The sequence below is a fragment of the Novipirellula methanifontis genome (assembly GCF_052161655.1).
GTDB lineage: Bacteria > Planctomycetota > Planctomycetia > Pirellulales > Pirellulaceae > Novipirellula.
This window is the reverse complement of record NZ_CP197418.1, coordinates 3,254,644-3,278,770: the sequence shown is the minus strand read 5'-3', so window position 1 is coordinate 3,278,770 and position 24,127 is coordinate 3,254,644. Positions and strand designations below refer to the sequence as shown.

The following is a 24,127-nucleotide window of genomic DNA, read 5'->3' as shown; positions in this document are numbered from 1 at the left end:
TCGTCAAGACTTTCGTTTTCTAGGATGACCGAAACTCTTGACGAGTTCCGCTACCTCAGTAATCCAGTCGACATCCCGCGTGATTAACGTTTGCGTTTTGAGCGATTATGGCCGCTGCGGACGCACTGTTCCAAGCTAGATCGAAGGCGGTCGACGATTTCAGGGTGCTTGGCATACAGGTTGTGCTGTTCGGCCGGATCACTGCGGAGGCTATAGAGCTGGCCTGTCACACCGTCCTTCTCCGGTTGCACTAATGTCGGTTTAGAAAAACCTCCCGATCCCAAACCGGTGATCAGTTTCCAGTCTCCTTCGCGAATCGTCATCATCGAAGCGGCACTACCTGCTTGCATCACCAACTGCGTCCGCACCCTTGTTGCGTTTGGATTTTCTCCCGTCAACGCAGGCAGAAAACTGATGCTGTCGGGGCCCGCAGCGTCCGGAAGCGTCGTCCCCAAGACGTCGGCAAAGGTGGCCAAAAAGTCGGTAAAGCAAACAAGTTGGTCACTTGTACTGCCCGCATTAACACGGCCGGGCCAGCGGACAACGAACGGCATTCGATGTCCCGCTTCCCATGCATCGGATTTCATCCCGCGAAATCCGCCCGCAGAGTCATGTCCGAATCGTTCGACGTCGGCGTCATACCAGGTTGGCCCGTTATCCGAGGTGAAAACCAGAAGCGTATCGTCCTGCATACCCGCATCGCGAAGCGCTGCCAAGACTCGGCCGATTTGTGCATCGACCATCATTAGAAAATCACCGTACATCCCAGCTCCACTCTTGCCTGCGAACTCTTGCGACGGCAGCCACGGCGTGTGCGGCGCAGGGTAGGCCAAGTACAACATCAATGGCCGTTTCGCACTATCATCAGCGGCGGTTTTATCAGCGGCATGATCCGCAATCACCTGAGTCGCTTCGTCCGTGAACCGCTCCAGCACATCATCCAGCTTCAAATCGGGAGCGATTCCACCGGCTCGCCAGAACGCTCCTTGAATCGGAGACCAACCTTCGCTGCGATTAGCATCAATGTGCTGCGATGGTGGCTCGACCGCTCGATCGTTGCGAATGTAAAAGTAAGGCGGAATGTCAGTCGACGCACGAATCCCAAAAAAATCGTCAAACCCACGATCCACTGGACCGCCAGGCAGCGGTTTGTCATAGCCATCTTCCTTAAAACCCAAATGCCATTTGCCGACCATCGCGGTGTGGTAGCCAACGGATTTTGCCAGCGAGGCGATCGTCATTTGCCCCTCTTGGATCAACGGCTTGCGGGGCCAAACGCTAACATCGATGCGAAAAGGGTATTGTCCCGTCATCACACCATAACGGGACATGTGGCAAAGCGGCCCCGGTGCGTGAGCGTCCGTAAAACGCATGCCATCACGAGCGATCGCATCGATGTTCGGCGTTGGAATTTTCGAGTTCGGATTGAAGCAGCCTGGGTCACCGTAGCCCATATCATCGACAAGAATCACGACGATATTCGGCTTGTTGGACGGTTGAGATTTCAACGCTTCATCGAGTGCTGCAATCGTCGGCGGCGAAGGCTTGACGCTGCCGGGACGTTTACCGCCAGCGATTTCATGCGGCGTCCAGCCACGTCTGTTTTCTTTATTCCAGATTGCCGGATCGGCACCGACTTCGGCCAATACCGCCACCGTGGTGGGGAACGTCCGCAGCGCCGCACCATGCATCGCGGTTTCGCCTTTGCGATCGACCACGTTGGGATCGAGCCCCAAGTTGACCAGCATGCGGATCGCTAAGTTGACTTCTTCGGGAGTGCCCGGTTCTTCGCCCACCGCGATCACGCCCACTCCTGCCGCGGCCATCAATGCGGTCGTGCCATCGGCATTGGTAATCGACGGGTCGGCGCCGAGTTCCAGCAGCAGTTCCATCAAAGGAAGATCGGCGCCCCGCGACGCCAACAAGAAGGGAGTCGCCCCTTTGGGATTCAGCCGACCTCCTTGCGACGTTCCATTTTTCAGCTGCAAGTTCACGTCAGCTCCGGCAGCAACCATCGCTCGTACAAAATCGAGTGTGTTGAGCGAACCAGTGATTCGCGGCGGCGGATCGCCAGCGGAATTATCGCCCAGTTCAGTTCTTCGCACCCAGGTAATTGCGTGCAGCGGAGCAAAGCCGCTGCGTTGATCGTTCGGGTCGGCTCCCCGTTGGACCAACTTGATCGTCAATTCTAAATGCCCGCTTTCGACCGCCAGCAGCAGAGCCGAGGTTCCCTTTCGCGGATTGCGACCGCCGCTGCGACTCGGGTTCATCACGGCGTTGACGTCTAATCCCGTGTCCAGCAACCGCATCACCACATCGCTTCTACCGTGACGGGCGGCAAACATGACCGCCGAGAAATCCGATTTTGGCAGACGTTCGTCCAGTCGAGCGCCCCCAGCGATCAACGCGTCCACGGCAGCGAGGTTGCCAGCCGCGGCGGCCCACATCAGTGCAGTTTGCCCGCCCGCTTCTTTGGCATCCACCTTCGCACCGTGCTTGACCAATGAACGCACGATCGCAGCGTTGCCAGTTCGCGCCGCCAGCATCAACGGCGTTTCTTTGCCCAGACGCATCGCACTCACATCCGCTTCGTGGCGGATCAAGGCGGCCACAGCTTCCTCGCATCCATATTCACAGGCGAGGCTCAGCGGGCTGACTTGATAGTCGTTCACGGCATTGACGTCACCGCCCGCAGCCACAAGCCGCCCGATCATATCGGCTCGGTCGTGAAACGCGGCCCAGTGAACGGCGGTCATTCCGTCAGCCTGCGACGTATTTACGTCGACCTGCTTGTTGGCCAAATGCGTTGCGACCGCGTCCCAACGCTGGTGTTCCGCATCATCCGCAAGCTCTGCCGCCGAGACGTGGGACAATGTCACGCACAGAACGAGTGTGACCAGTCCATGAAAAGTGGACGTACAGCAAGATAAAAGATTCATGTTCATCGATTACAAAGTCACGGGGTCAAACAAGTCATCCACCGTGCCAGTGCTGTCGGCGAACGTTTCCAAGGGCACACCGACCTTGTTCAGCAACGTGAGATGCACGTTCGAAAGTGGCGTCGTTTCTTTGAACTTGATGTGACGTCCGCCCTGCATCCCGCCCGCCGCGCCGCCAGCCACAAGGATTGGCAAATTGGTATGGTCATGCGCATCAGGATCGCCCATGCCGCTGCCATACATGTAAAGCGAATGATCAAGCAGAGTGCCATTGCCCTCGGGGGTCTCGGCCATGCGTTTTAGAAAGTCAGCGAACAGCGAAACGTGAAAGCGATTGATCTTGGCGACTTTTTCAAGTTTCTCGGGATCGTTGCCGTGATGCGTCACTGGATGATGCGGATCCGGCACGCCGATTTCTGGGTAAGTTCGTGTGCTGGCTTCACGAGCAAGTTGGAACGAAACGACGCGAGTGATGTCGCCTTGGAACGCCAACAATTGCAAATCAAACATCAATTTGGCATGTTCTGCGTAGGACGCGGGAACGCCAACGGGACGGTCCAGATCCGGCAGCGGATTGTCTGCCGCGTTCGATTCGGCTAATTGAATCCGCCGTTCAACCTCTCGGATACTGTCGAGATAACCGTCGATCTTATTACGGTCGGCCGCCCCAACGCGGTTTTTGATTCGCTTGATCTCGGTGGTTACCAAATCCAACAGACTCGATCGCTTTTGACGTGCGGCCTGCATCTGCTCGGGTGTTCCCCCTTCGCCAAACAAACTTTCAAACACTAGTCGCGGATGAGCTTCCGAAGGCAGCGGTTGCGTTGGCGACGACCACGACAAACTGTTTTGATAGACACAGGCGTAACCGTTGTCGCATTGCCCCACGGTCGACAACAAATCCATCGAAAGTTCCAACGACGGCAACTGCGAGTCGCGGCCGATCTCGCGAGCGGCGATTTGGTCCACGGTCGTACCGCTGCGATAGTCACTGCTCTCGGTGCGTTTCGCCCGTGCCGCACTTAGAAACGTCGAATTCGACGTTGCGTGCGAACCGGGATAAGCATTCTTCAAGTCGGTATTAGTGATCACCGTCACTTGATTCTTCACTGATTCGAGCGGTTGTAGACTCGGCGGCAACTCGTCCAGCGTTTCACCCTGCGGTGTCCAACTGGCCGGATTATATCCCATCGGAATATAGATGTAGCCAATCCGTTTCAAATTCTCTGGCGCGGCCACGGTCGCTGCCGAAGCGGTCATCGCCGGGATCATCGCGTCCAACAGCGGCAATGCGATTGCCGTTCCTGTACCACGCAACATCGTTCGTCGCGAAATAGAAATGCGTTTCATCGTTCGTTGGAACTCCACTTGCGAAACGGATCGCTGAGCACGATGCCGGTAATGAGAGAAGAAAGAGTGTATTGTTCGTCTGCCGCCGCATCGACGATGCGACGAACCGCCGGGCCGTCGTCGGATTGGACCGCACGACCTAATGCGTAAGTTATCAGTTTCTCAGTGACGGTGTGAGCAAAAATCTCAGGTCGAGCAAGGACGCCGGCTTCCAGTTGGTCAACGGATTCCAATTCCGTGCCGTCTGGCAAATAGCCGCTCGAATCAATGTCCAATGTGTCTTCAAACTCGCGCCAACGGCCAACCGCGTCAAAGTTCTCAAGCGCAAATCCGACCGGGTCCATCAAATCGTGGCACGCCGCACATGCCGGGTTCGCCCGGTGTGCCGCCAACCGCTCACGAACGGACGTGACCTGAATCGCCGTGTTTTCCTTTAAGTTCGGAACGTTCGGGGGCGGCGGGGGTGCGGGCGTGCCAAAGACGTTTTCCAGAACCCAATTGCCGCGGATCGTAGGCGAAGTGCGAGTCGCGTACGACGTCACCATCAAAATGCTGCCATGACGCAAAATGCCCCCACGGTGACTCTCGGGACTCACTTTGACAGGCCGAAACTCGCTGCCTGCCACACCAGGGATGCCGTAGTGCGTTGCCAATCGCTCGTTCAAATGGGTTTCATTGCTACCGATCAAATCCAGTACGCTGCGGTTGTTTTGCAGCACGTCGTTAAACAGCAATTTCGTTTCCTGAGCAAACGCTTGCCGCAAATTGTCATCAAAATCGGGGAACAATCGCAGGTCTGGTGTGATCGAATCAAGATTACGAAGGTACAACCACTGAGTCGCAAAATTGTCGACCAACGCTCGCGACCGCTCATCGGACAACATCCGCTGAACCTCGGCCTTCAGCGTGTCGTCCTGTTTCAGCAAACCTTGCTCGGCAAGATCGAGCAGTCGTTCGTCGGGTAAACTGCTCCACAGAAAATACGACAACCGTGACGCCAGTTCGTAATCGTCGACATCGGCAAGCCTTGGCGTTGCATCATCTGCGGTTCGTTGTTCAATCCGAAACAGGAAATTCGGATTGACCAGAATCGCGGTGACAGCCAATTCGACTCCGGCTTCAAAACCAGCTTCACGATTTCCCTGATCGAAAAACTCCATGAGTAAATCAGTGTCCGTGTCACTGACCGGACGCCGGTACGCTCGTCGAGCGAGTCGTTGCAACATCGATTTGGCATCGTCTCGCGTCGCGGTGGCTGGATCGTAATCACTGCCAAAAATCCGATCGCGGCTGATCGTCTTTCCTGGTCCGTCTGAGTCAAACGGGCCCACAATCGAAACCTGATAAATCGCTGGCGTTCGGCGTGGGTGGCGATGCCGATTGAAGTTGGCGTCAAACGGTTGCCGTTTCTCTTCGGTCAAGGACGAGAACGTTTTTGGAAAGGTCACACCAATGCTTCGCGCACCCGCCTCGACGTGAATTCGAGTGTGCAAATGGGAATCGGCGTGAGTGTAATCGTTTCCACTCCAGCCCTTCTGGCCTTTCAGCGGCTGCACCGTGAACCGATGCACACGATTGCGGTCTACCAACACGTCGATCTCATGTTTTCGCTCGAGTCCTTCTACTTTTTCGTCTCGGTCACGCGTCAGTTTCAGCTCGATCGCGTAATCGCCGGTTTGGTGAAAGTGATAAGGAATCAACAAGCCGCCTCGCGTACCGAACGGTAATCCTGGAACGTGCGTCTCTTGCGAACGATCCGCCGGCTGGCGAATCGTCACGCCGACGGGACCGTTGCCGCTACCGCCGACCGCCGCGCGACTGATACTTTGGGCAGCCGAAAGATACCGATTCAAGTGAGTCGGTGAGAGTTCCTCGACCGTGATGTTGTCAAACCCGTGACTCGATTCGTCCTTGGGAAGATAGTCCGAGGCATCGACGTTGATCCCCAGCAAATCACGGATCGAATACTGATACTCAAGCCGAGTCAGCCGCCGGATCGCTCCCACCCTGCCAGGACGCGGGAAGTCCTTGGATCGCTGATCCAGAATGCTCCGCAGTGTTTTCGAGACCTGTTCGTATTCGCTTTCGGAGGGGCGATCCGCCGTCGGTGGAGGCATTTGACGTGTGTCGATCCGACGCAGGATTTTCTCCCAGCGATCGGTGTGGAGGCCCTCACGTGAAAACTGGTCCGCCGAAAAATCAAATGCTTCCAAATCCAGATCGCCCGCGGCATCGCCCGAGGAATGGCAATCCAGACAGTGGGACTGGACAAAGTCTTGGAACTCGCCGAGTCGTTCTGCCCGCGAATCGTCTGCGATCGCCACCATCGTGGTTGCAAACGTGCAAACACAAACGAGAGCCGTAATCGCAGTGGTTTTCAGGTCATTCATGGCAAGACTCGCACGCAGCGGACGGTTTTGGATTCCCCATTTTACTCTCTAAACTCTCCGAACGGGCGGTTTTCAAACAGTCCTATTGGCTTGGCGAGCTCTTTTTTAACTCCTCGGAGATTTCGAGGTTCCGTTCAAACATGCTGAGTTCTCTTCGGACGTGGTATCCACCGAAGACGATCGAGCGGCTAAATCCGCTGGTGTTTGCCGTTCATAAACGCAACCCAACTTCCATCATCCATTTGCATCTCGCTGCTCATCAACCAGCAGTCGGCGTTGACAATCTCGATCGTATCGCGGTACTTGCAAGTCCCGCTGCCGTCAAATTTCGGGCCTTCGGTATCAAGCGGCAACCGAACACCATCCGCGTCCCGGACGCCTTGGTACTGCCAAATGTTGGACATCATCGATCCAACAAAAGTGCCCACGTAACACTTCTGAGCAATGTCAAAGCCAAGCGACATGATCGACGACCACGCATCTCCCTCGTTCGATTCCCCGCTGCTTTCGACAATCAACCACATCCCGCCCAGCGAACGACACAAGATTTTTCCTGTAGTCGTCGAGGTATTGCCATCGGGCATTTTACATTCGTGCTGAAGACTCCAACTGCCAATCAGTTGATCGAGCCAATGGTGCTCGGATTGCGGTTTAGCAAACATACTTGTTCCTTTCGTTTCGATCGAAAAATGGATACCGCTTGAGTCTCAGCTTTTGGCTGCCGGATTCAATCAACGATTATCCCGTCAACCGCTCTGTATCGCTAGGACTTCGATGACACTGATCTTATAGTCGAACGGCGAAATCGCGAATCGACAGCTTGGTTCGCAGGCCAGGTTTTAAAAGACAAAGATTAGGGGACACCCATCGCCATTTGCCAAAGCCTCTTCAAACACCAAGTTTTCCCAGTAGAAACGCGATTTCTTGGGTACAGAATCAATTGGACGGCCGTTTCAACGGTGTCTCCGGAAGCCCCCCGAATCCAACCGGTAATTCCTCTACCTAGTGGGAATGCACCGGTAAATCCTTGGCGGAGCGAGACAGCAGCCTTATCTTGCACTGCTATAATAGAACCTATGTCTTCTCTTCCTGATCAATCATCCTCAACCGGTTCGACTTCGCGCTCCCGACGCGGCAGCGACCGATTTATCCTGGTCTCCAATGGTCTGGAATTTTTTCTGGCTCCCAAGTCTGAATTTTCCAGCTTAAAAGCGGATGGCTTTTATCGTCCAGCCGAGCGGGGGATGACCGTCATTCAAAAGGACGACCAGCTCTATGAGTTGCCGCTGGAAAAGGCCGAGAGTTTAGTTGCGGATGGCGGTCGCGATTTATTGGCAAGAGAACGAAAGAAGCCCGCTTCACTGCCGCCTGCTTCACTGCCACCTGTGCAGCCGCCCCCGTCATCACCTTCGCCAACGTCGGATCAGCAAATCGATCTGACGGCCGCAAGTTCGCCAGGCAGTGCAGCCGCCAAACTTGCGGAGGTCGCCGACGGTTTCGACACCGATTCCCCCCAACCATCCTCGGGCACCGAGCTTGATTCGCTCGCTGTGCTGGAGGGACTGAGCCAGTCCGAGCAATTAGCCGAACAAACGCGACTCGAGCAAGAATCACAACTTGCCGAAGAATCCGGCTGGCGAAAGTATGCACTGATGCTGCAATTTTGGTTGCATGCTCGCAAAGCAAAGTTGCTGCGGCAGCTCAGTGGCAGCGGTATCAGCATCGCCGTTCATGTTGCGCTCTTGTTGTTACTGGCTAGTATGTTTTTGGTGACTGAGCAGCCAGATCAATTGGTGTTGATGGCGTCACCGTCAAGCAACGATGCGGTCGTCGAAGAGGTCATCGTCGATGTCCAGCCGCTCGAGATTACGGAGCCAACCGAAACAACGGAGCCAGAGCCCGCCCCGGCGGCAGAAGCGGCGGAGGCCGCCGAACCGATCGATTCACCCGACTTTCTTGCCAACGTCAGCGGCCTAGCGATCAAGCCGCCGGCAGTACCCAGTAAGCCAGCCGCCGAAGTTGGTGCCGGGATGGGGAAGACCGCCGGTAAACCCACCGTTTTTGGAAGCAAATTTAGTGCGATCAATTATGTCTTTGTGATCGACAATTCCAACAGCATGACCAGAGGCCGCTTCGAAACCGCGCTGATTCAATTGATGCTGACAGTCAATCAATTGACGCCGAAACAACGCTTCTATGTCATTTTCTATAGTGACACCGCCTATGGAATGATGCATCCCAACACCGTGAAAACGCTCGTCCCAGCAACTCAGCGAAACAAAAACGCACTAGGGCAATGGTTGCAAACCGTTCCGCTTTGTTTGCAGACGCGAGGCAGAAAAGCGATCCAGGCTGCAATCGATCTGGATCCCGATGTGATCTATATCCTCGGCGACGGAGCCTTTACCGATGGGGCTGACGATTATTTTATCAAAAACCCACACGAGCGAATTGTGATCCATACACGAGGCATGGAGGTCGACAAGAAAAACGCTCAGTCCTTCCAAAAGCTGGCCAAAGCTCATCGAGGCAACTACAAAGACGTCGGCGTGATGCCAGAGGGAGCGGCCATGGCACAACGATATCCGCGACCAAGAAACAGCGTTCGTGGACCAGTCTGGGGCATCACATTGCCGCTAAATAAGAAGTAAGGATCATGGAACGATCATGAATTGCAAAGCGGCGTGCCCCGTCTGTTTAAAAGCCCATTCGCTGGACGAGGGGCAAGCCGCGTCAGTGATTCGCTGTGATTGCGGAGCGACGTTGTTTATCTCTCCTAAAGGGCGACTGGTTGCTACGCTGCAGCAAGATTCGCCACCCGAGGATTCCGCCGCCGCTGCGGGGGTTTCAACGATGCCTGCTCTCGATCAGATCGCAGCCTTGGATCTCGAGCCCAAGTCTTCACCGTCGTCACCTACTAAGAGCAAACCGGCCAAGGGCAAGCCCTCTGAGGACACCGCCGCGAAGAAAAAAGCGACTGATCATGACCGGTCGCACCGTAAAACGCCCTGGTTGGCAATCACCGGCATCGGCGGTGTCGCCCTACTTTTAGTTGTCGCCGTGACCGCCTTCTTGCTTCGCGATTCGACGCATTTAGACAGCGCGAATGAGGGGAAGAAATCGGCAAGGACCCCGCAATCGGATGTCGGGCGGACCATCCGCTTTAAACCGGGAACGTTCTCGCAGCAACTTGCCAAAATACCGCTGCCCACAGCGGACGAAGCGGTAGATGCCTCGATAGACCAAACCTCCGAGGAACCGACAAGCCGAGATGCAACGAATCCCAAGGTCACCGCTCTGGATCAACGTTCACCCTTTGGTGGCCCGACCGTTAAACGCACATCGACAAGACCTGTGGCAACGAAGTCGCGTCCGCGAATTCCGATCGTGACGGTCGCCAACCGACGCGATAAACTTGACGATGCCTATGCAGACGCCTTTGAAAGCTACGAGGCGTTCACAGCTCTGAGTGGCGACGACAAAAAAAACACGGAGGCCCAAAAGGAAGACTACCGCAGGACGTTGGGGGAAACGATCGACCTGACCCAGCATGCCTACGCGTTGGCGATGCATAAGGGCGACCTGCAAAAACGCAACGAGTTGTGTTACTTGTTGGCCTATCTCTCTTTCACCGCAGGTCATGTGATCGAAGCAAGTCTGTATGGTGAATCGGTCGCCCGCTATGGCGATCCCGAAGAGAGCATGACTCGCGAAGCCGCACTGATTGCGTTAGCGGCCATCGATGAAGCCGCCGTGACACAATGGGCTGCCCCCGAGATCCCGGGTGAGCTGAATCAAATGAAGTTGTTGGCCGAGCTTTTTGAAACACGATGGCCAAACGATCCACAGGTCGATGCGATTTGGATGAATCTTGGTCAGCGATTTGACACATTTGACCGTTGGCTCGACGCGGCGGATGCCTATCTGCGGATCAATAAAAAGTCGGAGACGTACGACCGCGCCCAGATGTCCGCTGGCTCGGCGTACTGGAATCAATTTGTGGATGAAGCGAGCGAAGCAGACGCGAATCCCAACGCGATGGTGAAACGACTAAAGTCAGCCCGCGACTTGATGGTCAGCGGAATACGAGCGGCCGAACAGCGAAAACTGCCGCTGACGTCCCAAATACTTGATGCAAAATACAGGGTCGCCCTGATCGAGGCTCGGCTTGGCAATCCGGAATCGACAGTCACTTGGCTCGAGAAAACCAAAACGCCGCTGGTCGATTCGATCACGACCGGCAAAGGCAACAAAAAGAAACTCGCTGTCACGGAAGAGTTTGCTCAAAACGTCTTCCAACTGCTCTATCAGGCGAAGACGAGTTTAAACGATTTCAGTGGAGCAAAGCAGGCGCTCGAGCGACTCTCCAAAGTGCTTGACTCGGACGCGACCGACCGTTTAGACCGCATGTCGCTCGCCGTTGTTCAGCGACAAATTAACGGAATGCTTGAAGGCCCAAAGCTCTCGTTGGCGGACATCAACAAGCTCGAGCAGGCACTCGCGGCGATTGATTCCGACAGTGATGTGCTTACCGCATCGAACCAGTTATGGCTGGCCGAATCTTGGGCGAAATTGGCCCGACACGGCCAGACGCCCAAGATTACTCGGCAGTGTTATGAAAATGCAGCGAAGACCTACGCCAGCAGTCTGTCGCAGAAAGATTTTCCGTCCGCGTCTCGGACCGCCGGCTTGGCACGACAAGCGGAATTGTTGCGAATGGCGGGCAAGATCCCCGATTCACTTGAGATCATAACGACGATCTTGACTGAAAATCCGGGGGCCATCGAGATGCAAATACAAGCTGCAAAAGCACTTGAGCAAATCGCATTTCAACAACCGTCCGAAGCGTCTCTACGCGCCGCGATTTTGGGTCCCGCCAGCAAGGACCGCGTCGCCAATGAATCGCCTATTTGGGGATGGGCCAAATTGACCGGCACCCTGCATCAAATTCGTTATTCCGACCGAGGCACGGCCAAACACGCTGAACTGTTACTCGCAGCTCATCTGCATCTCGCACGCTGTCGTTGGTTATTGGCGGGTCTGACCAGCGACGCGAAGGAGAGCATCGAATTAGCGAGGAAAACGAAAACCCAACTATCGCGGTTGCAATCCGATCTTTCGGGGAAGAACGATGACTCGATCGCACCTTGGTCCGAAGCGATCAAACGATTGCAAGAACTGCTAGATCCGTCAACGCCACTTTAGCCGAACGTTCTGCGGAAGATGCTCGGCGAAGAAGGGTAAGACGGCGGTGCCCCGGGATCGACGTTGCTTGGCGCAACCCTGGGCCGCTTTAAATCGCTACGGCTTGCGAAACAATTTCATGCCTGCGCGTTCGCCGTAGGTCAACAACAACGCGCCGGGGGCGGCACAGGTGTCGACCAGCGATTCATAGAATTCGTGTTCGCCTGGCCACGGAAAGGCAAAGAACAGATCGAACTCGTTGAACGCGATTCCGGTCGTGTCGTATACATCATCACCGCCGGCTGCGATGTGATCGACCTCGCGGGACGACGCTAACGATCCCGCCATCGAACTCGGCACGAAGGTGCCACAGTAAAACCGGGCCGCAATCCCGAGGTCCTCCGCCAGTCGATTGGACTGGTGCACCAGCGCCGATTCGATTTCGATTCCGACTGCGGTCATCCCTCGCAGGGCGGCCAACATCGCGGCGACCCCGAACCCGCTGCCAAGTTCGCAAAACCGCGTTCCCGCTGCCAAGCCTTGCTGGTCAATCCACTCTAAACACTGAGCCAGCCACTGGAAATCGCAAGGCACAAAGGTCTCGATCACTGCGGAATCGGCCAACATGAACGCTTCGATGCGGTCGTTGGTTTGGTCGATCAAATCGATCTCGCGTGGCGACAGCGGATTCGCTTTGACCGATTTGGGGATGGCGATGGGTTCGAGCGTCACAGAAGCCTTGCCTTTGCGGGGCCGCGGAAGCGGAATCGAAAACGGTCTTAGTTCGCGCGAATGCGAAGCCGATCGTCGCTCAAGGTGAATCGCTGCTCTTCGCTCGCTGCGACGACCTCGTACACCAGTTCGGTGGTGATCGACTTGCCGCTGATGTTGGCGTTTTTGACAAGCTCTTGGATGTTCATGTAACCATCCGCATCGAGGCTCATTTCGATCGCCTCTGGATGGTGCTTCAGCACGAAGCTTAGATATTTGCTGATTTTAGTGAGTCGTTTATTCATCGACGAAGTTTAACCGAAGAATGCTGTTTCGCTAAGCCGAGCGGTCGCAATTAAATCATCCTGGCGGGGGCGGCGAGCTGGCTGGACCTGCTTTTTTCGATTTTTGATGCGGATTACGCTGCATCACAGCGTGTTGCCATGAACCATCCCCGGTGCCCTATTTGCTTATTGGGGGAGGTACCGTTTTGCAGCTGCGGCAACGAGCACGGGGATGGCGACCGATACCCCTAATGCAAGTGGTAGCCATTGATGCCGCTCGGCAAAGTCGCCAAAGACCGAATACGCGATCGCGATGCCAAGATTGCTCAATAGGACGGCAGGCAAAAATCGTCGCCACGACAATTGGTGAATTCCAGCAATCAACACGCTCGCTTCGGCGAAGACTGGGACCGCGCGCGTGATTGCTAAAACGTAGGGGCCGTATCGATCACTGATACCTTGCATACGCTCGAGGTCTTCACCGCTGCTGAACCAAAGGGCAAACGGTTGTCCCCAGCGCCGCGCCAACGCAAACCCGATGATGGCCCCTAGATTCATGCCAACCCAAGTCGCGATCGTTCCACGCCACCAACCGAGTTGCCACCCACTTAGCGTGCTGACGACGCTCGAGGGAATCGGCAACAGGATATCGGTGGCCAACAGCCCGATGATCAGCGCCGCAGTGACGGGAACGGACGGAGGGTCATCGGCCACGCCTCGCAACCAATCTTCCAATCGACCTCCGAAAAACAGGAACGGCAGCACAGGGACCAGCAGGACGATGCACATCAGCGGCAGCGTGCGAAACAGTTCACGCATCGGCTGCCGGACTCGCGTTCGAGTGGATGTCGACCTCGTGATACTCGATTGCCCATTCACGCATGAAGCGAACTTGGTTGGGATCGACGCGATAGATAATCAGATCGGGATTGTCGACGCTGCCGAGATATTGTCGCAGCAACGGATTGTCGTTCCAGATTGATTCCAAGGTCGCTCGGTCAGCCACGATTGACGCCACGCCTGTGATTCGGACTTGATCATGTCCGTCACTCAGATAACAAAGTTCAACATTAGGGTTTGCGGCAATCTCTTGTGTTTTGTGATAGCCTCGCAAATTCGCCACATAGACAGTGAAGCCCTCGGTGCGGACTGGCGACACCGGGCGCAGTCGCGGTTGATCGCCGTCGATGGTGGCCAAGTAGGGAAAGCGATCCTGTTGGATCACATCCAGGGCAAGCCCTCGAACTTCGCCTGCGGGAATCGGTTTGGGATGGGGTTTACTCATGCCTCTGATTATAGCAGTCGCAAAGGTTGTCAGCCTGTTAACGTTCTGAATCTTGCAATGCGGATTTCGCATCGGGGATGCACAGACATGTGGCTTCGATCTGCGTGTCGGCACTCGCCCACGCGTTGCGGAATCGCTCTTCGGTTTCCTTGGCTGCAGCGTCGTCGCCTTTCGCTTTCAAACATTGGGTTAATCCATACAGCGACCAACCATTTTCTGGCCACTGTGCAAGGTCGTCACGATAGACCTGTTCAGCTTCGTCCCACCGCTCGGCCGCGACCAAGACGGCGCCGAGTGAATGTCGTACGGGCTGAATCCATTCGGGCGGCTCCATGTACAGCAGTTCTGTTTCAGCGGCGACACCCTTTTTCAGTTCCGATACGGCATGGTCGATATTCCCTTTTTGAAATGCGATTTCGCCCGCCAACGTGTGCTCGCCCACCTTCAGGACATCGTGAGCCAAGTTTATCGCTCCTTTCGCATCGCTATCGACCGCCGCTACAGCCTCGCGGAAAAGTGTTTGTTCACGTTCCGCCGCATCCAAGTCTTGCTTAGCCGCCAGTGCGGTGGCACGAGCAAATCGCCACATCGCGGTCGTGATGGGTAATTCATCACTCGGGGCAGACATCGCGAGCAACTGGTCCCATTGTCCGAACCGCACCAACACTTGGTACTGGATCGACATGAACGGGTCCGCCAATTCGGGCGACTGTTTCAGGAAATCGGCAGGGACCGAAGCAAGTGTTTGCTGCGCCGTTTGGATGGCACGGTCTCGACGGCCTTGCATCATGCACACAAACGACAAGAAATGAGGATTGTGCAATATGTAGATCGAGTAGAAATTCTGGTGCGGCGAAGCCTGGCGATAGACTCGATCCACCTTCATCGACATTTCGTTTTGCTCTGCCGCCTGGGACCACTTTCCAGTTCGCACGTCGATATGAGCGGGCATGTGAACCATGTGCCCCGAGCCGGGCATCAGAGTTCGCAGTCGATCTGCTGCCGCCGAGGCTCGTTCAGGCCACGGCGATGCTTCGGTCGCGTGAACATACAAATGGTTCGCGCCGGGATGGTTGGGTTGTGCCTGCATGACCTTTTCTAGCAACGCCAAAACGTGATGCGTTTCGGGGCGAGGTTGACCGTCGTCGGACCACAGGTCCCAGGGACGCAAATCCATCAGCGATTCAGCGCACAAGACCGCGACATCATGGTCGTCGGGGAATTGTTTTTGGACACGTTGCATTGCTTCGGCGTAGGCTTTGTTGAGCGTCTCTCGCTCGGCGATGTTTTCGTCGACGTTGCTGCGGTAACGTTTCCCCAAGGCGTCGATCAGTGCCCGTTCGATGGGCGTGGATAAATTGCGGTACGATTGTGCTTTTTCCAATGCCTGCCAAGCGGCGATCGAATGTGGCTTGTCCATCGGAGGATTGTTGATGTGAGGTCCGTTACAAAGTGCAATTCCCCACCATGCCATGCCGCACTCGGGGTCCTGCCTCGTTGCCTCCTGGAATGAGCGAATCGCCTCGTCGTGATTGAACGCATAGGCGAGATTCAGTCCCTGGTCAAAATAACGTTGAGCCTCCGCTGAATCCGTTGTGATTTCACGGTGGTGGACCGTAATGCCGACCAGCAACGGGGTCTGTGCCCCTGGCGGTGTTGTATCGCTAATTGCTCCCGGCGAAGACGACGGACTCTCAGAAATCGCGACGTTGGATAAGCCACTCGCGCTAGCAAAGAGCACAACAAGCCATACACCGACAAAGTGAGAGTGAGACATCGTTCGATACTCCTCAAAAAGGTTTCTTCGAGCCCTATTCTTCATTGTAGAACTTCGCCCCCCGCCAGCAAATCAAGAAGAGGCTTTCAGCCTGTTAAATGTGGGATAGGCTTCCAGCCTGTCATGGGTGCGCGATATTCCCCCGACCCTCTCGCACTTGCACGTCGCCAAATGCAGGCAGGCCGTAGCGAAAGTCGCAAAGACGTTCGGCGGCTCACGATTTTGAAAGACAAAACCGATGACAGGCTAGAAGCCCAGGGCTGTAAGGGTATGTTGCTAGGTTAATCCTAGCAGCTTCGCCGTCGAAACGTGACGCGATGCAACGTTCCGTGATCGATAGGGCTTTTTCTTCTTGGTACCTCGACGGGATTTGCGATACTCACTCAGGTCGATCTTGCGAGCGATCTTGGTGAGCAGCGAAATAAGCCCTTTCATTGACGCTGGTATCAGTTCACTCCATTCCTCAGCGGTGATCGCAATCAGCATGCCCTCGGTTTTGTCCGAGACGTTCTTCGAGACGTGGAAGTGGCTGATCTCGTCAACTTCTTCTTCCTCGTGAGTTGCATACAGGACTGCAAAAATCGTCTGCCGGAGGTTGAACGCTAGGACGGACATGCAAAAAAGTAATGCTGCTGCGTGAGGATGTCCAATCCCTGAATGTTCGCAAGTGAGCGTCATCTGCAACACGTTGAATGCAGTTTCCACTTCCCAGCGATGGCGATAGAGTTCAGCCACGTCAGTGGCTGAAACTTCGCTGGGAAGATTCGTCAATACATGAATCACGGTGTCGCCATCGCGAGTGGGCTTGTCCAGCTCGACAGTGATCCGACGAACGATCATCGCGTCATCCGCAGCGGAAAGTTTTAGCTCTTGCTCGTAGACGACGCCCGTGCTGATGCGACCAATCCGTTTGCGTTTCCCAAGCAAAACACCTTTTAAACGCCCATGTTGGCGGATCGCGAAGAAGCCACACGCCAGAGCAATCTTAGTTAAGAATGACACGATGCAATAATGCCGGTCAGCAATCACGACGTCTTTGGCTACCAGATCTTCAACGATCCGATCGCAACAAGTCGACTCTTGCGAGTGTCCGTCAAGCAGGACATAGACTTGATCGAAAATTTGTCGTTGCAAATCAAATCTTGCGACGAGCTTCCCTGGCAATGGAGCCCCTTTGACTTCCCGAAGCACTTTTAGTCTTTTGTCAGACTTCGCCAAAACATTGCCATCAATGCTAAAGCAGCGATAACCAGGAAGTAATTCCCACGGAACGAATCCCAAAGCATCTTGTGCTTGCACCGCTCGCTCTGCGGAGTGCTTGACGATTGCTTCACTAACGGCTGGTTCTACGCCTCGGGTTTTGGCGTAGAACGATTGACGCGTCACGCCAAGTTCTTCTTTATGTTCTCTGTAGGCTTGATTGAAGTTGTCGCTGAAATTGAGCGCCACATCCGCTACGGTCGCTGCGACGGTCTCAAACAAGGCGATGTAGTCGTACTGCGCCTCGCGATTGTTATCAAAGATACGATTAAGATCGCTTCGAATGAAATCTTGCGTCAGAACTCTTGTCATGACGGCAAATGGAGCCTTGTTAACAAACCGATCAAAGACTTTAGATGACACCGCGAACCTCCGTGTAGTGTAAAACGCGGTAATACACAACAATCAAGCTGCAGCGATACCCTTACAGCCCTGGGCTAGAAGCCTATCCCACACAGGCGGACACCTATTCGTGTTGGTTCCGCATGTGATTGGCGGTGCGATGGAACGTCATCTTCAGATGATCGGCGAGCGGTTTGCTCTCGACCAATTCGTCGATCGCTTGGGTCATGCACAACATCCATTGATCGCGTTCGCTATCACCGATCGGAAACGGCAAGTGTCTCCCTCGCAACATTGGGTGCCCGTATTGCTGGATGTACAACGATGGCCCACCCCAAAAACCTGACAAGAACTTGAACAACTTGTCCCGCGACTCGGTCAGATCTTGCGGATGCATTTCACGGATCGGGCGGGCGGCGGGCAATTCCGACATCAAGTCATAGAAACGGTCGACGAGGCCACGCACCGCCACTTCGCCGCCCAACATACAGTAAATTGTGTCTTCATCCATCGTGTCAGTGATCCTAGCTCGATACGATTCGGTTGCTTCGCCGTTGTTTTGACTTGCATTGTCGTCCACGACTGTGAATCATGACATCCACCTCTTCATTCGCCAATGGAACTGAAATCCATGCCTGCCCTCCGCCTCGAAAAACTGCCCCCGCTCTCAATCTTGACGCTCTCGCTCCTTGCTGGATTGTTTCTTGCATCCACCGTTACTGCGGACGATTCAGTCTTTGTCGGTAAGCCAGAACTATTGCAAGACCACGGCGCAGGCGAGGGCCCGGTTTGGCATCCACGACTGGGGCTGCTGACCAGCGGCGAAGGGAACATCAATCGGCGTGATCTTGCCGGCAAGACGTCGGTGTATCGGACCGACGCCGGATCCAATGGCCTGCTGTTCGATCGACAAGGACGACTGATCATCTGCGACAACAAACGCCGCCGGATCGAACGAATCGAAGCAGATGGATCGCTCCGTGTGCTGACGGATTCCTATGACGGAAGCAAATACAATCAGCCCAATGATCTGACAATCGACTCCAAAAATCGGATCTATTTCACTGATCCTCAATACGGTGATCGCAGCGAAATGCAAATGTTGGATGCCGAAGGCCGCAAGGTCGAAGGCGTGTACCGCATCGATCCCGATGGCAGCGTGACTCGCATTATCACTCACGAAGTCGATCGTCCCAATGGTTTGATCGTGACGCCCGACGATCGGTTCCTGTATGTGGCCGACAACAACAATGAACTTGGGGGCGCGAGAAAGCTTTGGCGGTTTAACTTGAACGCTGATGGTACGCCGGATCTGGACAGTCAAACGCTGATCTATGACTGGACGACGACGCGAGGTCCCGACGGCATGAAGCTCGACCAAGATGGCCGACTGTATGTAGCCGCAGGGCTGAACAAACCACGACCGCCGGCTCAAACGGCGGATTCACCGACCGCAGGTATTTACGTTTTTTCGCCCGAGGGCAAACAAATCGATTTTCTGGCAATTCCCCGCGACGAAACCACCAATTGTGCCTTCGGTGGTAAGGACGGCAAGACGTTGTTCGTGACCGCTGGCGGGACTTTGTGGAGCGTTCGCACTGCGGTCCCCGGCTATCAAGTGTTCGGCAGCCCGTGAAGGCAGGTCGTTCGGTATAAAACTGTGAAACGTCGATCCTTTTTGTGAGCCGACGGCGCTAGCCGCGGGCCCGTCGTTTTTGTTTGAAACATGCCCGCGGCTAGCGCCGTCGGCTCAGATCATTATGCGGAATGACTCATATTGCCCTGCTTAGCAGCACGGTAAAACCCGCAGAACGGTGGAACACTATCAAGAGGGGGTTACCAGGATGATCGCCACCGGTGACACTGTGAGATAGATTTCCAGTGTGTCCTATGGCCGTAGCGAAAGTCGCCAAGACTTTCGGTTTTGCTGATGCCGGCCGAAACTCTTGGCGAGTTTCGCTACGGGGCGGTTGCCACTGACAGGCTGGAAGCCTATCCCACAATTCCTTGCTAGCGACGATCCTTATGTCAATTCAGTGGTTTCCGGGCCACATGCACAAAGCCCGGCTCGAAATTCAATCGGTACTCCCAAAAGTCGACGTGGTCATCGAGGTGCTCGACGCGCGGATTCCCTACTCGAGCGAGAATCCGATGTTGGCCGAACTGCGTGGTGACAAACCTTGCTTGAAGGTTTTGGCCAAAAGCGATCTGGCCGACGATGCGATGACGGCGATCTGGATCTCGCACTTCGAGGAATCGGTGGGCGTCCGCGCCCATGCGGTCACCACCGAAGACGTGCCGACGATCCGGCGTTTGAAACACATTGTCGCCAAAATGGTGCCGCACCGCGCTGGTATGACGATCACCGCGATGATCGTTGGCATTCCCAATGTCGGCAAATCAACGATCATCAATTTTTTGGCGAATCGAAAGATCGCCAAAACGGGCAACACGCCCGCGGTCACTCAGCAGCAACAACGTGTCAACATTGGCGACAGCGTCGCACTGTTGGATACTCCCGGCGTGTTGTGGCCCAACGTGCATAATGTGAACAGCGGGTATCGGTTGGGTTTGGTAGGGTCGATCAAAGACACGGCGATGGATTATGCCGACATCGGTTTCTTTGGGGCTCGCTACTTGGCCGCAAGCTACCCTGAGCGGTTGATGCAGCGATACGACTTAACGTCAGTTCCCGGCACCGATTTGGAATTGATCGAAGCGATCGGCCGACGCCGAGGTTGTCTTGGTAAAAGTAATCTTGTCGACATCGATCGTGCCTCGCGGATTTTGGTGAACGATATTCGTGCTGGCGAACTGGGACGGTTAACTCTCGAGACACCTGAATTGATGAGGCGTGAGCAGGTGCAAACGGCAAAGGTAATCGCCGAGAAAGAAGAAGCGTCAAAAGAGAAAGATGCGAAACGTAAAAAGCGATTTCGTGACAAGCAGCGTGCCCAACGCAAATCTCGCGAGATGAACTGACTCCCAAGATGAACTGAGCGGATCGCTATTCTTCAACGAACCCAACATGATTCCCAATCTTTCTGACAAGACAAACGCCCTTGTTCTGTCGTACATCGGCATTCGACGCGCGATTGGCGTCAGCGGATTTTTGTTGCCGATCGTGCTCGGGCCCGTTGGGTGGCTGTTTTTTGGAATCGAATTCCAAGACAACATCAGCAGCTATTATCACACCGCGCTGCGTGACGTTTTCGTCGGCACGATGTGTTCGATCGGAATCTTCTTGTTCTGCTATCGCGGTTACGACCGGATCGAAAGCTGGACTGCGAATCTCGGCTGCGTTTCCGCCTTGGGGGTGGCTCTGTTTCCATTGGACCCGAACAGTGATCCGCTATATCAAAAGTCATTGATTGGGTACCTGCACTCGATCAGTGGTGGGGTGTTCTTTTTGACGCTGGCCACTTACTCGCTGTTTCATTTCCCCAGTTCCAAAGCGACCAACCGCGAAATCGAACCTCATGAAGCCGAACGGAATTTAATTTACCGGGCTAGCGGCCTGGTGATCTTGCTGAGCATGGCGGCAATGGGCGGCTATCTGTTCCTGATCTCCGCCGAATGGAAACAGACACTTAACGAATACAACTTTTTGTTTTGGATGGAGTGGATCGCGGTGTGGGCATTTGCCTCGGCGTGGCTGACCAAGGGGCGAACGATCATTGCCGAAATCGCCGTGGACTTGATGGCGATTCCGCACCAGTTGTTGATGAAGCACGTAAAGTAGATCGATTCTGTGAGCGGCGAGCACTTCGCGGGGTTAAAATGAATCGGCGATCTTCCGCGTGTTGCCGAATTCGAATCAGGAGTTCTTGCTGATGAATCTGCCGATAAATCCCACTCTCAATCGTCGCCGATTTACAGTCGGCAGCGCCGCTTTTCTGGGCGGATTCCTGATGGCCGGCGAGCGTGCTTGCCTTGCCGAAGAACCGAGTTTGCAGCAGAAACGGCTGGTCTTACTCGGGCTAAACGCTTTGGCGAGAGCTCCGGAGATGAACTATTTCGCTGACGGACATCGTGGGGCGGCGATGATCTCGGCACACATGATGTGCGTTGACAATGATTTCGACGACGCGGCGGCCACTCGAATTGTCGAACTGTTTGATCAAAACTGGGCCCCCACAAAATTGTGCGAACCGTTCCCCGAGGGCGATCCCGTGGCTGATGCGGTGGAGCAAGTAGGCAAGGCGCTTGCCGAAAACAGCGGCGTGCTGCGCGAAGTCGGCCACGACGCAATTTTTGCAATGCACGCGATCAAGGCATTTCGCATGTTGCCCGAAGCGGCGACACGTCAACGGGTCGAGGGCGTATGCAATTTGATTCGTGCGATCAAGCCGTGGCGTGATGTCAAACCCGATGATGACATCGATCCACCGCCGTTCACGGATTCGGCCGCGGCGTCAAAATTCGTCTTGCAAGAAGCGAGTGATGCAATCGATCGCTTTGTCGGTTTTGGCCAAGGCTTCGCGGGTCACATGTTGACGTTCGGCCAATCGCTCGTCGAAATGGCTGCGATGGGCGACGCCGAGTGGGCCGAGAGTTGCCGCACCGCGTTTCGAAAATACGTGACCGTGACGCGGCAAGGGCCCGATTCGAGTGACCGCAAAATCGTTGATCACAAGCCCAGTAAACTCAGACCCAACGACGCCAGTTATTGGCAACAGCGTAGCGAAAACTCGCTCGGCATCGGCCATGTCTTCAAGTATCCCTACGCCTACTATGATCTGCTGGCCCGGGTCAACGATCCCGAGCTGACCAAAACGCTCGACGCCAAAGCATACCAGTTGTTCTGAGTGCGGTGCAAAGTGCTTCACACGCTGGCTTGTGGAGACTACTGAAATAGCATCGGTCATGACCGCAACGTTCTGTCACCTCTCCACCTCTGCGGAGGTCGTGCGGCTTTTTATTTCGTTGTGAATCGAGTCCTTTGACGTGCTTCACCTCCCCGAAACTTGTTTTGGGGAGGTCAGAACGAGCGGAGCAAGTTCTGGGTGGGGCATCGAAGTGTTAGAGATGACAACTTGCAAGCTCAACGTCACCAGCCCTCCCCGGAAAACTCGCTGAAGGCTCCTTTTCCGACCCTCCCAACTTTGTTGGGAGGGTGAAGCAAGTGGTTGCTACCACTCAACTTAAAAGCCGCACAACCTCTTCGTCGGTGGAGAGGTAACTGCTGTATAGACCCGATCCGTGCGATAGCTCACTGCCACGCGGGTGCCTTGCGGCGTCGATACTCTCCGGGCGTCTCGCCTGTTTCGCGTTTGAACACGGCGCTCAAACGCTCTTTATGACTGTAGCCGGCAAGCGGTGTGATCTCTTCGAGCGTCATGGAGGTTTCATCAAGTAATTGCTTGACGCGTGCCACTTGGACTGCCGTCAACTCTTCGTGCGGAGTGCGGCCCAACTCGGTGCGAAATCGTCGCTCTAATTGTCGACGCGAAAGCGTTGTGAATTCAACCACGTCGCCGACGTCGATGCCTTGGCAAGCGTGCTCGCGAATGAAACGACACACGCGTGCGAGTTCACGGTCCTCGACCGCAATGACTTGCGTGGACAACCGCTGCACCACTCCCGTCGGCGCAACGTACTGAGTTGTTTCACCCACCGTTTTGCCGTTCATGATCGCGTCAAGCAGCTCGGCCGCTTGATAGCCGATCTGCTCGGCGTTGGGCCGTACACTCGAGAGCGGCGGATCGCTCAAGGGGCAAATGGCGTCGTCGTCATCCACCCCGATGACGGCAATATCATCGGGCACCGACAGGTTCAGCGTGCGACACACGTTTAGCACTTGTTGGCCGCGAATGTCGTTGCAGACGAACAAGCCCGTCGGTGCTGCAAGATGTTTCAGCCACTGAGCCATCGATTCCACCTCCAGCACCCCGGCGCGTTCGATGCTGGTCACCGGTTGGCTGTCGTGCCCCGCGGTCTCATACACCGACAACGAACACCCCGCATTGGTGGTCAAATTTTGGAAATGGCGGAGGCGAATTTCCGAATAATGGGCCCCACGGTAGCCACAAAAAGCAAACTGGCGAAACCCCCGCTGGTGTAAATGCTCAAATGCCAGTTCGGCGACCCGCTGATCGTCGGTTTCCACTTGCGGAATTCCGGAATACTTGTGCCTGCAGCGAACATCCACAATCGGAACGCCCAACCCACGCAGGGGGGCAATGTTGTGTTCGTCCACGCGCGCGATCATGCCGCTGATCCCTGACGAATTCAACCAATCCGGCAGCGTCGAGTCGATGGTCATTTCCTCGTGCAACAGCGACCAATTGCTACGAGTTCTGGAATACAATGCGACTCCCCGCAGCAAATTGCGTCCATAAGATCGTGACGATTCGATGATCAGCCCGACTTTGCGGCGAGTTTTCAGCTTTTTAATTGCCATGGATGGCTTTGGCTTGAGGTGACGCAAATCATTAAAGGGCTGACGCAAATTGTCCTCGACAGCAATCGATTTTGCACCATAATAGGTGTCCTGCGTCCCATCAAGTCCCGCCGTATCCCGTCCCGCCTGCGAACGACGCATATTATTCTGCATGATATCATCCATGTCATCTCCACCCGCTTGCCGCCTTGGACCATCACCC

General features: G+C 55.1%; 18 protein-coding genes. 6 read left to right on the top strand and 12 right to left on the bottom strand.

From position 1 onward, the window contains the following. Positions 1-83 precede the first annotated feature (83 nt). The 4 genes from SH528x_RS11710 to SH528x_RS11695 form a co-directional block, all read right to left on the bottom strand. Complete coding sequence (locus tag SH528x_RS11710) at positions 84-2,939, bottom strand: sulfatase-like hydrolase/transferase (protein ID WP_442510702.1); 2,856 nt, start codon at positions 2,937-2,939, stop codon at positions 84-86. Positions 2,940-2,948: 9 nt separating this feature from the next. Then, on the bottom strand, positions 2,949-4,289 hold the full coding sequence (locus SH528x_RS11705; RefSeq protein WP_442510701.1) for a DUF1552 domain-containing protein: 1,341 nt from the start codon (positions 4,287-4,289) through the stop codon (positions 2,949-2,951). Next, entirely contained in the window at positions 4,286-6,679 is a 2,394-nt protein-coding gene (locus tag SH528x_RS11700) for a DUF1592 domain-containing protein (RefSeq protein WP_442510700.1), read from the bottom strand. The genes SH528x_RS11705 and SH528x_RS11700 overlap by 4 nt, the downstream gene beginning before the upstream one ends. Before the next feature lie 188 nt (positions 6,680-6,867). Beyond that, positions 6,868-7,341 (bottom strand): DUF1579 domain-containing protein, encoded by a 474-nt coding sequence (locus tag SH528x_RS11695; protein ID WP_442510699.1) that lies wholly within the window; start codon positions 7,339-7,341, stop codon positions 6,868-6,870. Positions 7,342-7,755: 414 nt separating this feature from the next. Between SH528x_RS11695 and SH528x_RS11690 the strand changes: the two genes are divergently transcribed. Beyond that, positions 7,756-9,330, top strand: a complete 1,575-nt coding sequence (locus tag SH528x_RS11690; protein ID WP_442510698.1) for a vWA domain-containing protein — start codon at positions 7,756-7,758, stop codon at positions 9,328-9,330. A 16-nt stretch (positions 9,331-9,346) separates the two neighbouring features. Next, positions 9,347-11,884, top strand: a complete 2,538-nt coding sequence (locus SH528x_RS11685; protein ID WP_442510697.1) for a hypothetical protein — start codon at positions 9,347-9,349, stop codon at positions 11,882-11,884. Between the two features lie 96 nt (positions 11,885-11,980). Here the strand turns inward: SH528x_RS11685 and SH528x_RS11680 are convergent, their stop codons facing one another. From SH528x_RS11680 to SH528x_RS11650, 7 genes are all read right to left on the bottom strand, one after another. Then, positions 11,981-12,595: a hypothetical protein gene (locus SH528x_RS11680; protein ID WP_442510696.1), complete on the bottom strand. Its 615-nt coding sequence runs from the start codon at positions 12,593-12,595 to the stop codon at positions 11,981-11,983. Between the two features lie 47 nt (positions 12,596-12,642). Continuing rightward, a complete protein-coding gene (locus SH528x_RS11675) occupies positions 12,643-12,879 on the bottom strand; it encodes an RNA 2'-phosphotransferase (protein ID WP_442510695.1) in 237 nt (78 codons plus the stop codon). 165 nt (positions 12,880-13,044) lie between these two features. Further along, complete coding sequence (locus SH528x_RS11670) at positions 13,045-13,677, bottom strand: TVP38/TMEM64 family protein (RefSeq protein WP_442510694.1); 633 nt, start codon at positions 13,675-13,677, stop codon at positions 13,045-13,047. Next, positions 13,670-14,143, bottom strand: coding sequence for a pyridoxamine 5'-phosphate oxidase family protein (locus SH528x_RS11665; RefSeq protein ID WP_442510693.1), 474 nt, complete (start codon positions 14,141-14,143; stop codon positions 13,670-13,672). Before SH528x_RS11665 ends, SH528x_RS11670 begins: the two co-directional genes overlap by 8 nt. A 37-nt stretch (positions 14,144-14,180) precedes the next feature. Then, positions 14,181-15,920, bottom strand: coding sequence for a tetratricopeptide repeat protein (locus SH528x_RS11660; RefSeq protein WP_442510692.1), 1,740 nt, complete (start codon positions 15,918-15,920; stop codon positions 14,181-14,183). Positions 15,921-16,196: 276 nt separating this feature from the next. Then, entirely contained in the window at positions 16,197-17,543 is a 1,347-nt protein-coding gene (locus SH528x_RS11655; RefSeq protein ID WP_442507138.1) for a transposase, read from the bottom strand. A gap of 103 nt (positions 17,544-17,646) precedes the next feature. Beyond that, positions 17,647-18,033 carry a group II truncated hemoglobin gene (locus SH528x_RS11650; protein WP_442510691.1) on the bottom strand — a complete coding sequence of 129 codons (387 nt, stop codon included), beginning with the start codon at positions 18,031-18,033 and terminating at the stop codon, positions 17,647-17,649. Between the two features lie 120 nt (positions 18,034-18,153). Here SH528x_RS11650 and SH528x_RS11645 point away from each other — a divergent pair, with 120 nt between their 5' ends. From SH528x_RS11645 to SH528x_RS11630, 4 genes are all read left to right on the top strand, one after another. Further along, positions 18,154-19,158 carry an SMP-30/gluconolactonase/LRE family protein gene (locus tag SH528x_RS11645; RefSeq protein ID WP_442510690.1) on the top strand — a complete coding sequence of 335 codons (1,005 nt, stop codon included), beginning with the start codon at positions 18,154-18,156 and terminating at the stop codon, positions 19,156-19,158. 389 nt (positions 19,159-19,547) lie between these two features. Further along, the gene (gene ylqF, locus SH528x_RS11640; RefSeq protein WP_442510689.1) at positions 19,548-20,504 is read left to right on the top strand and encodes a ribosome biogenesis GTPase YlqF; all 957 of its coding nucleotides are present in this window, start codon (positions 19,548-19,550) and stop codon (positions 20,502-20,504) included. Between the two features lie 46 nt (positions 20,505-20,550). Next, the gene (locus tag SH528x_RS11635; protein WP_442510688.1) at positions 20,551-21,264 is read left to right on the top strand and encodes a hypothetical protein; all 714 of its coding nucleotides are present in this window, start codon (positions 20,551-20,553) and stop codon (positions 21,262-21,264) included. Positions 21,265-21,355: 91 nt separating this feature from the next. After that, positions 21,356-22,330, top strand: coding sequence for a hypothetical protein (locus SH528x_RS11630; protein ID WP_442510687.1), 975 nt, complete (start codon positions 21,356-21,358; stop codon positions 22,328-22,330). A 404-nt stretch (positions 22,331-22,734) separates the two neighbouring features. On the opposite strand, the gene SH528x_RS11625 is transcribed toward SH528x_RS11630, so the two are convergent. Beyond that, positions 22,735-24,078 (bottom strand): substrate-binding domain-containing protein, encoded by a 1,344-nt coding sequence (locus SH528x_RS11625; protein WP_442510686.1) that lies wholly within the window; start codon positions 24,076-24,078, stop codon positions 22,735-22,737. Between the last annotated feature and the right edge of the window lie 49 nt (positions 24,079-24,127).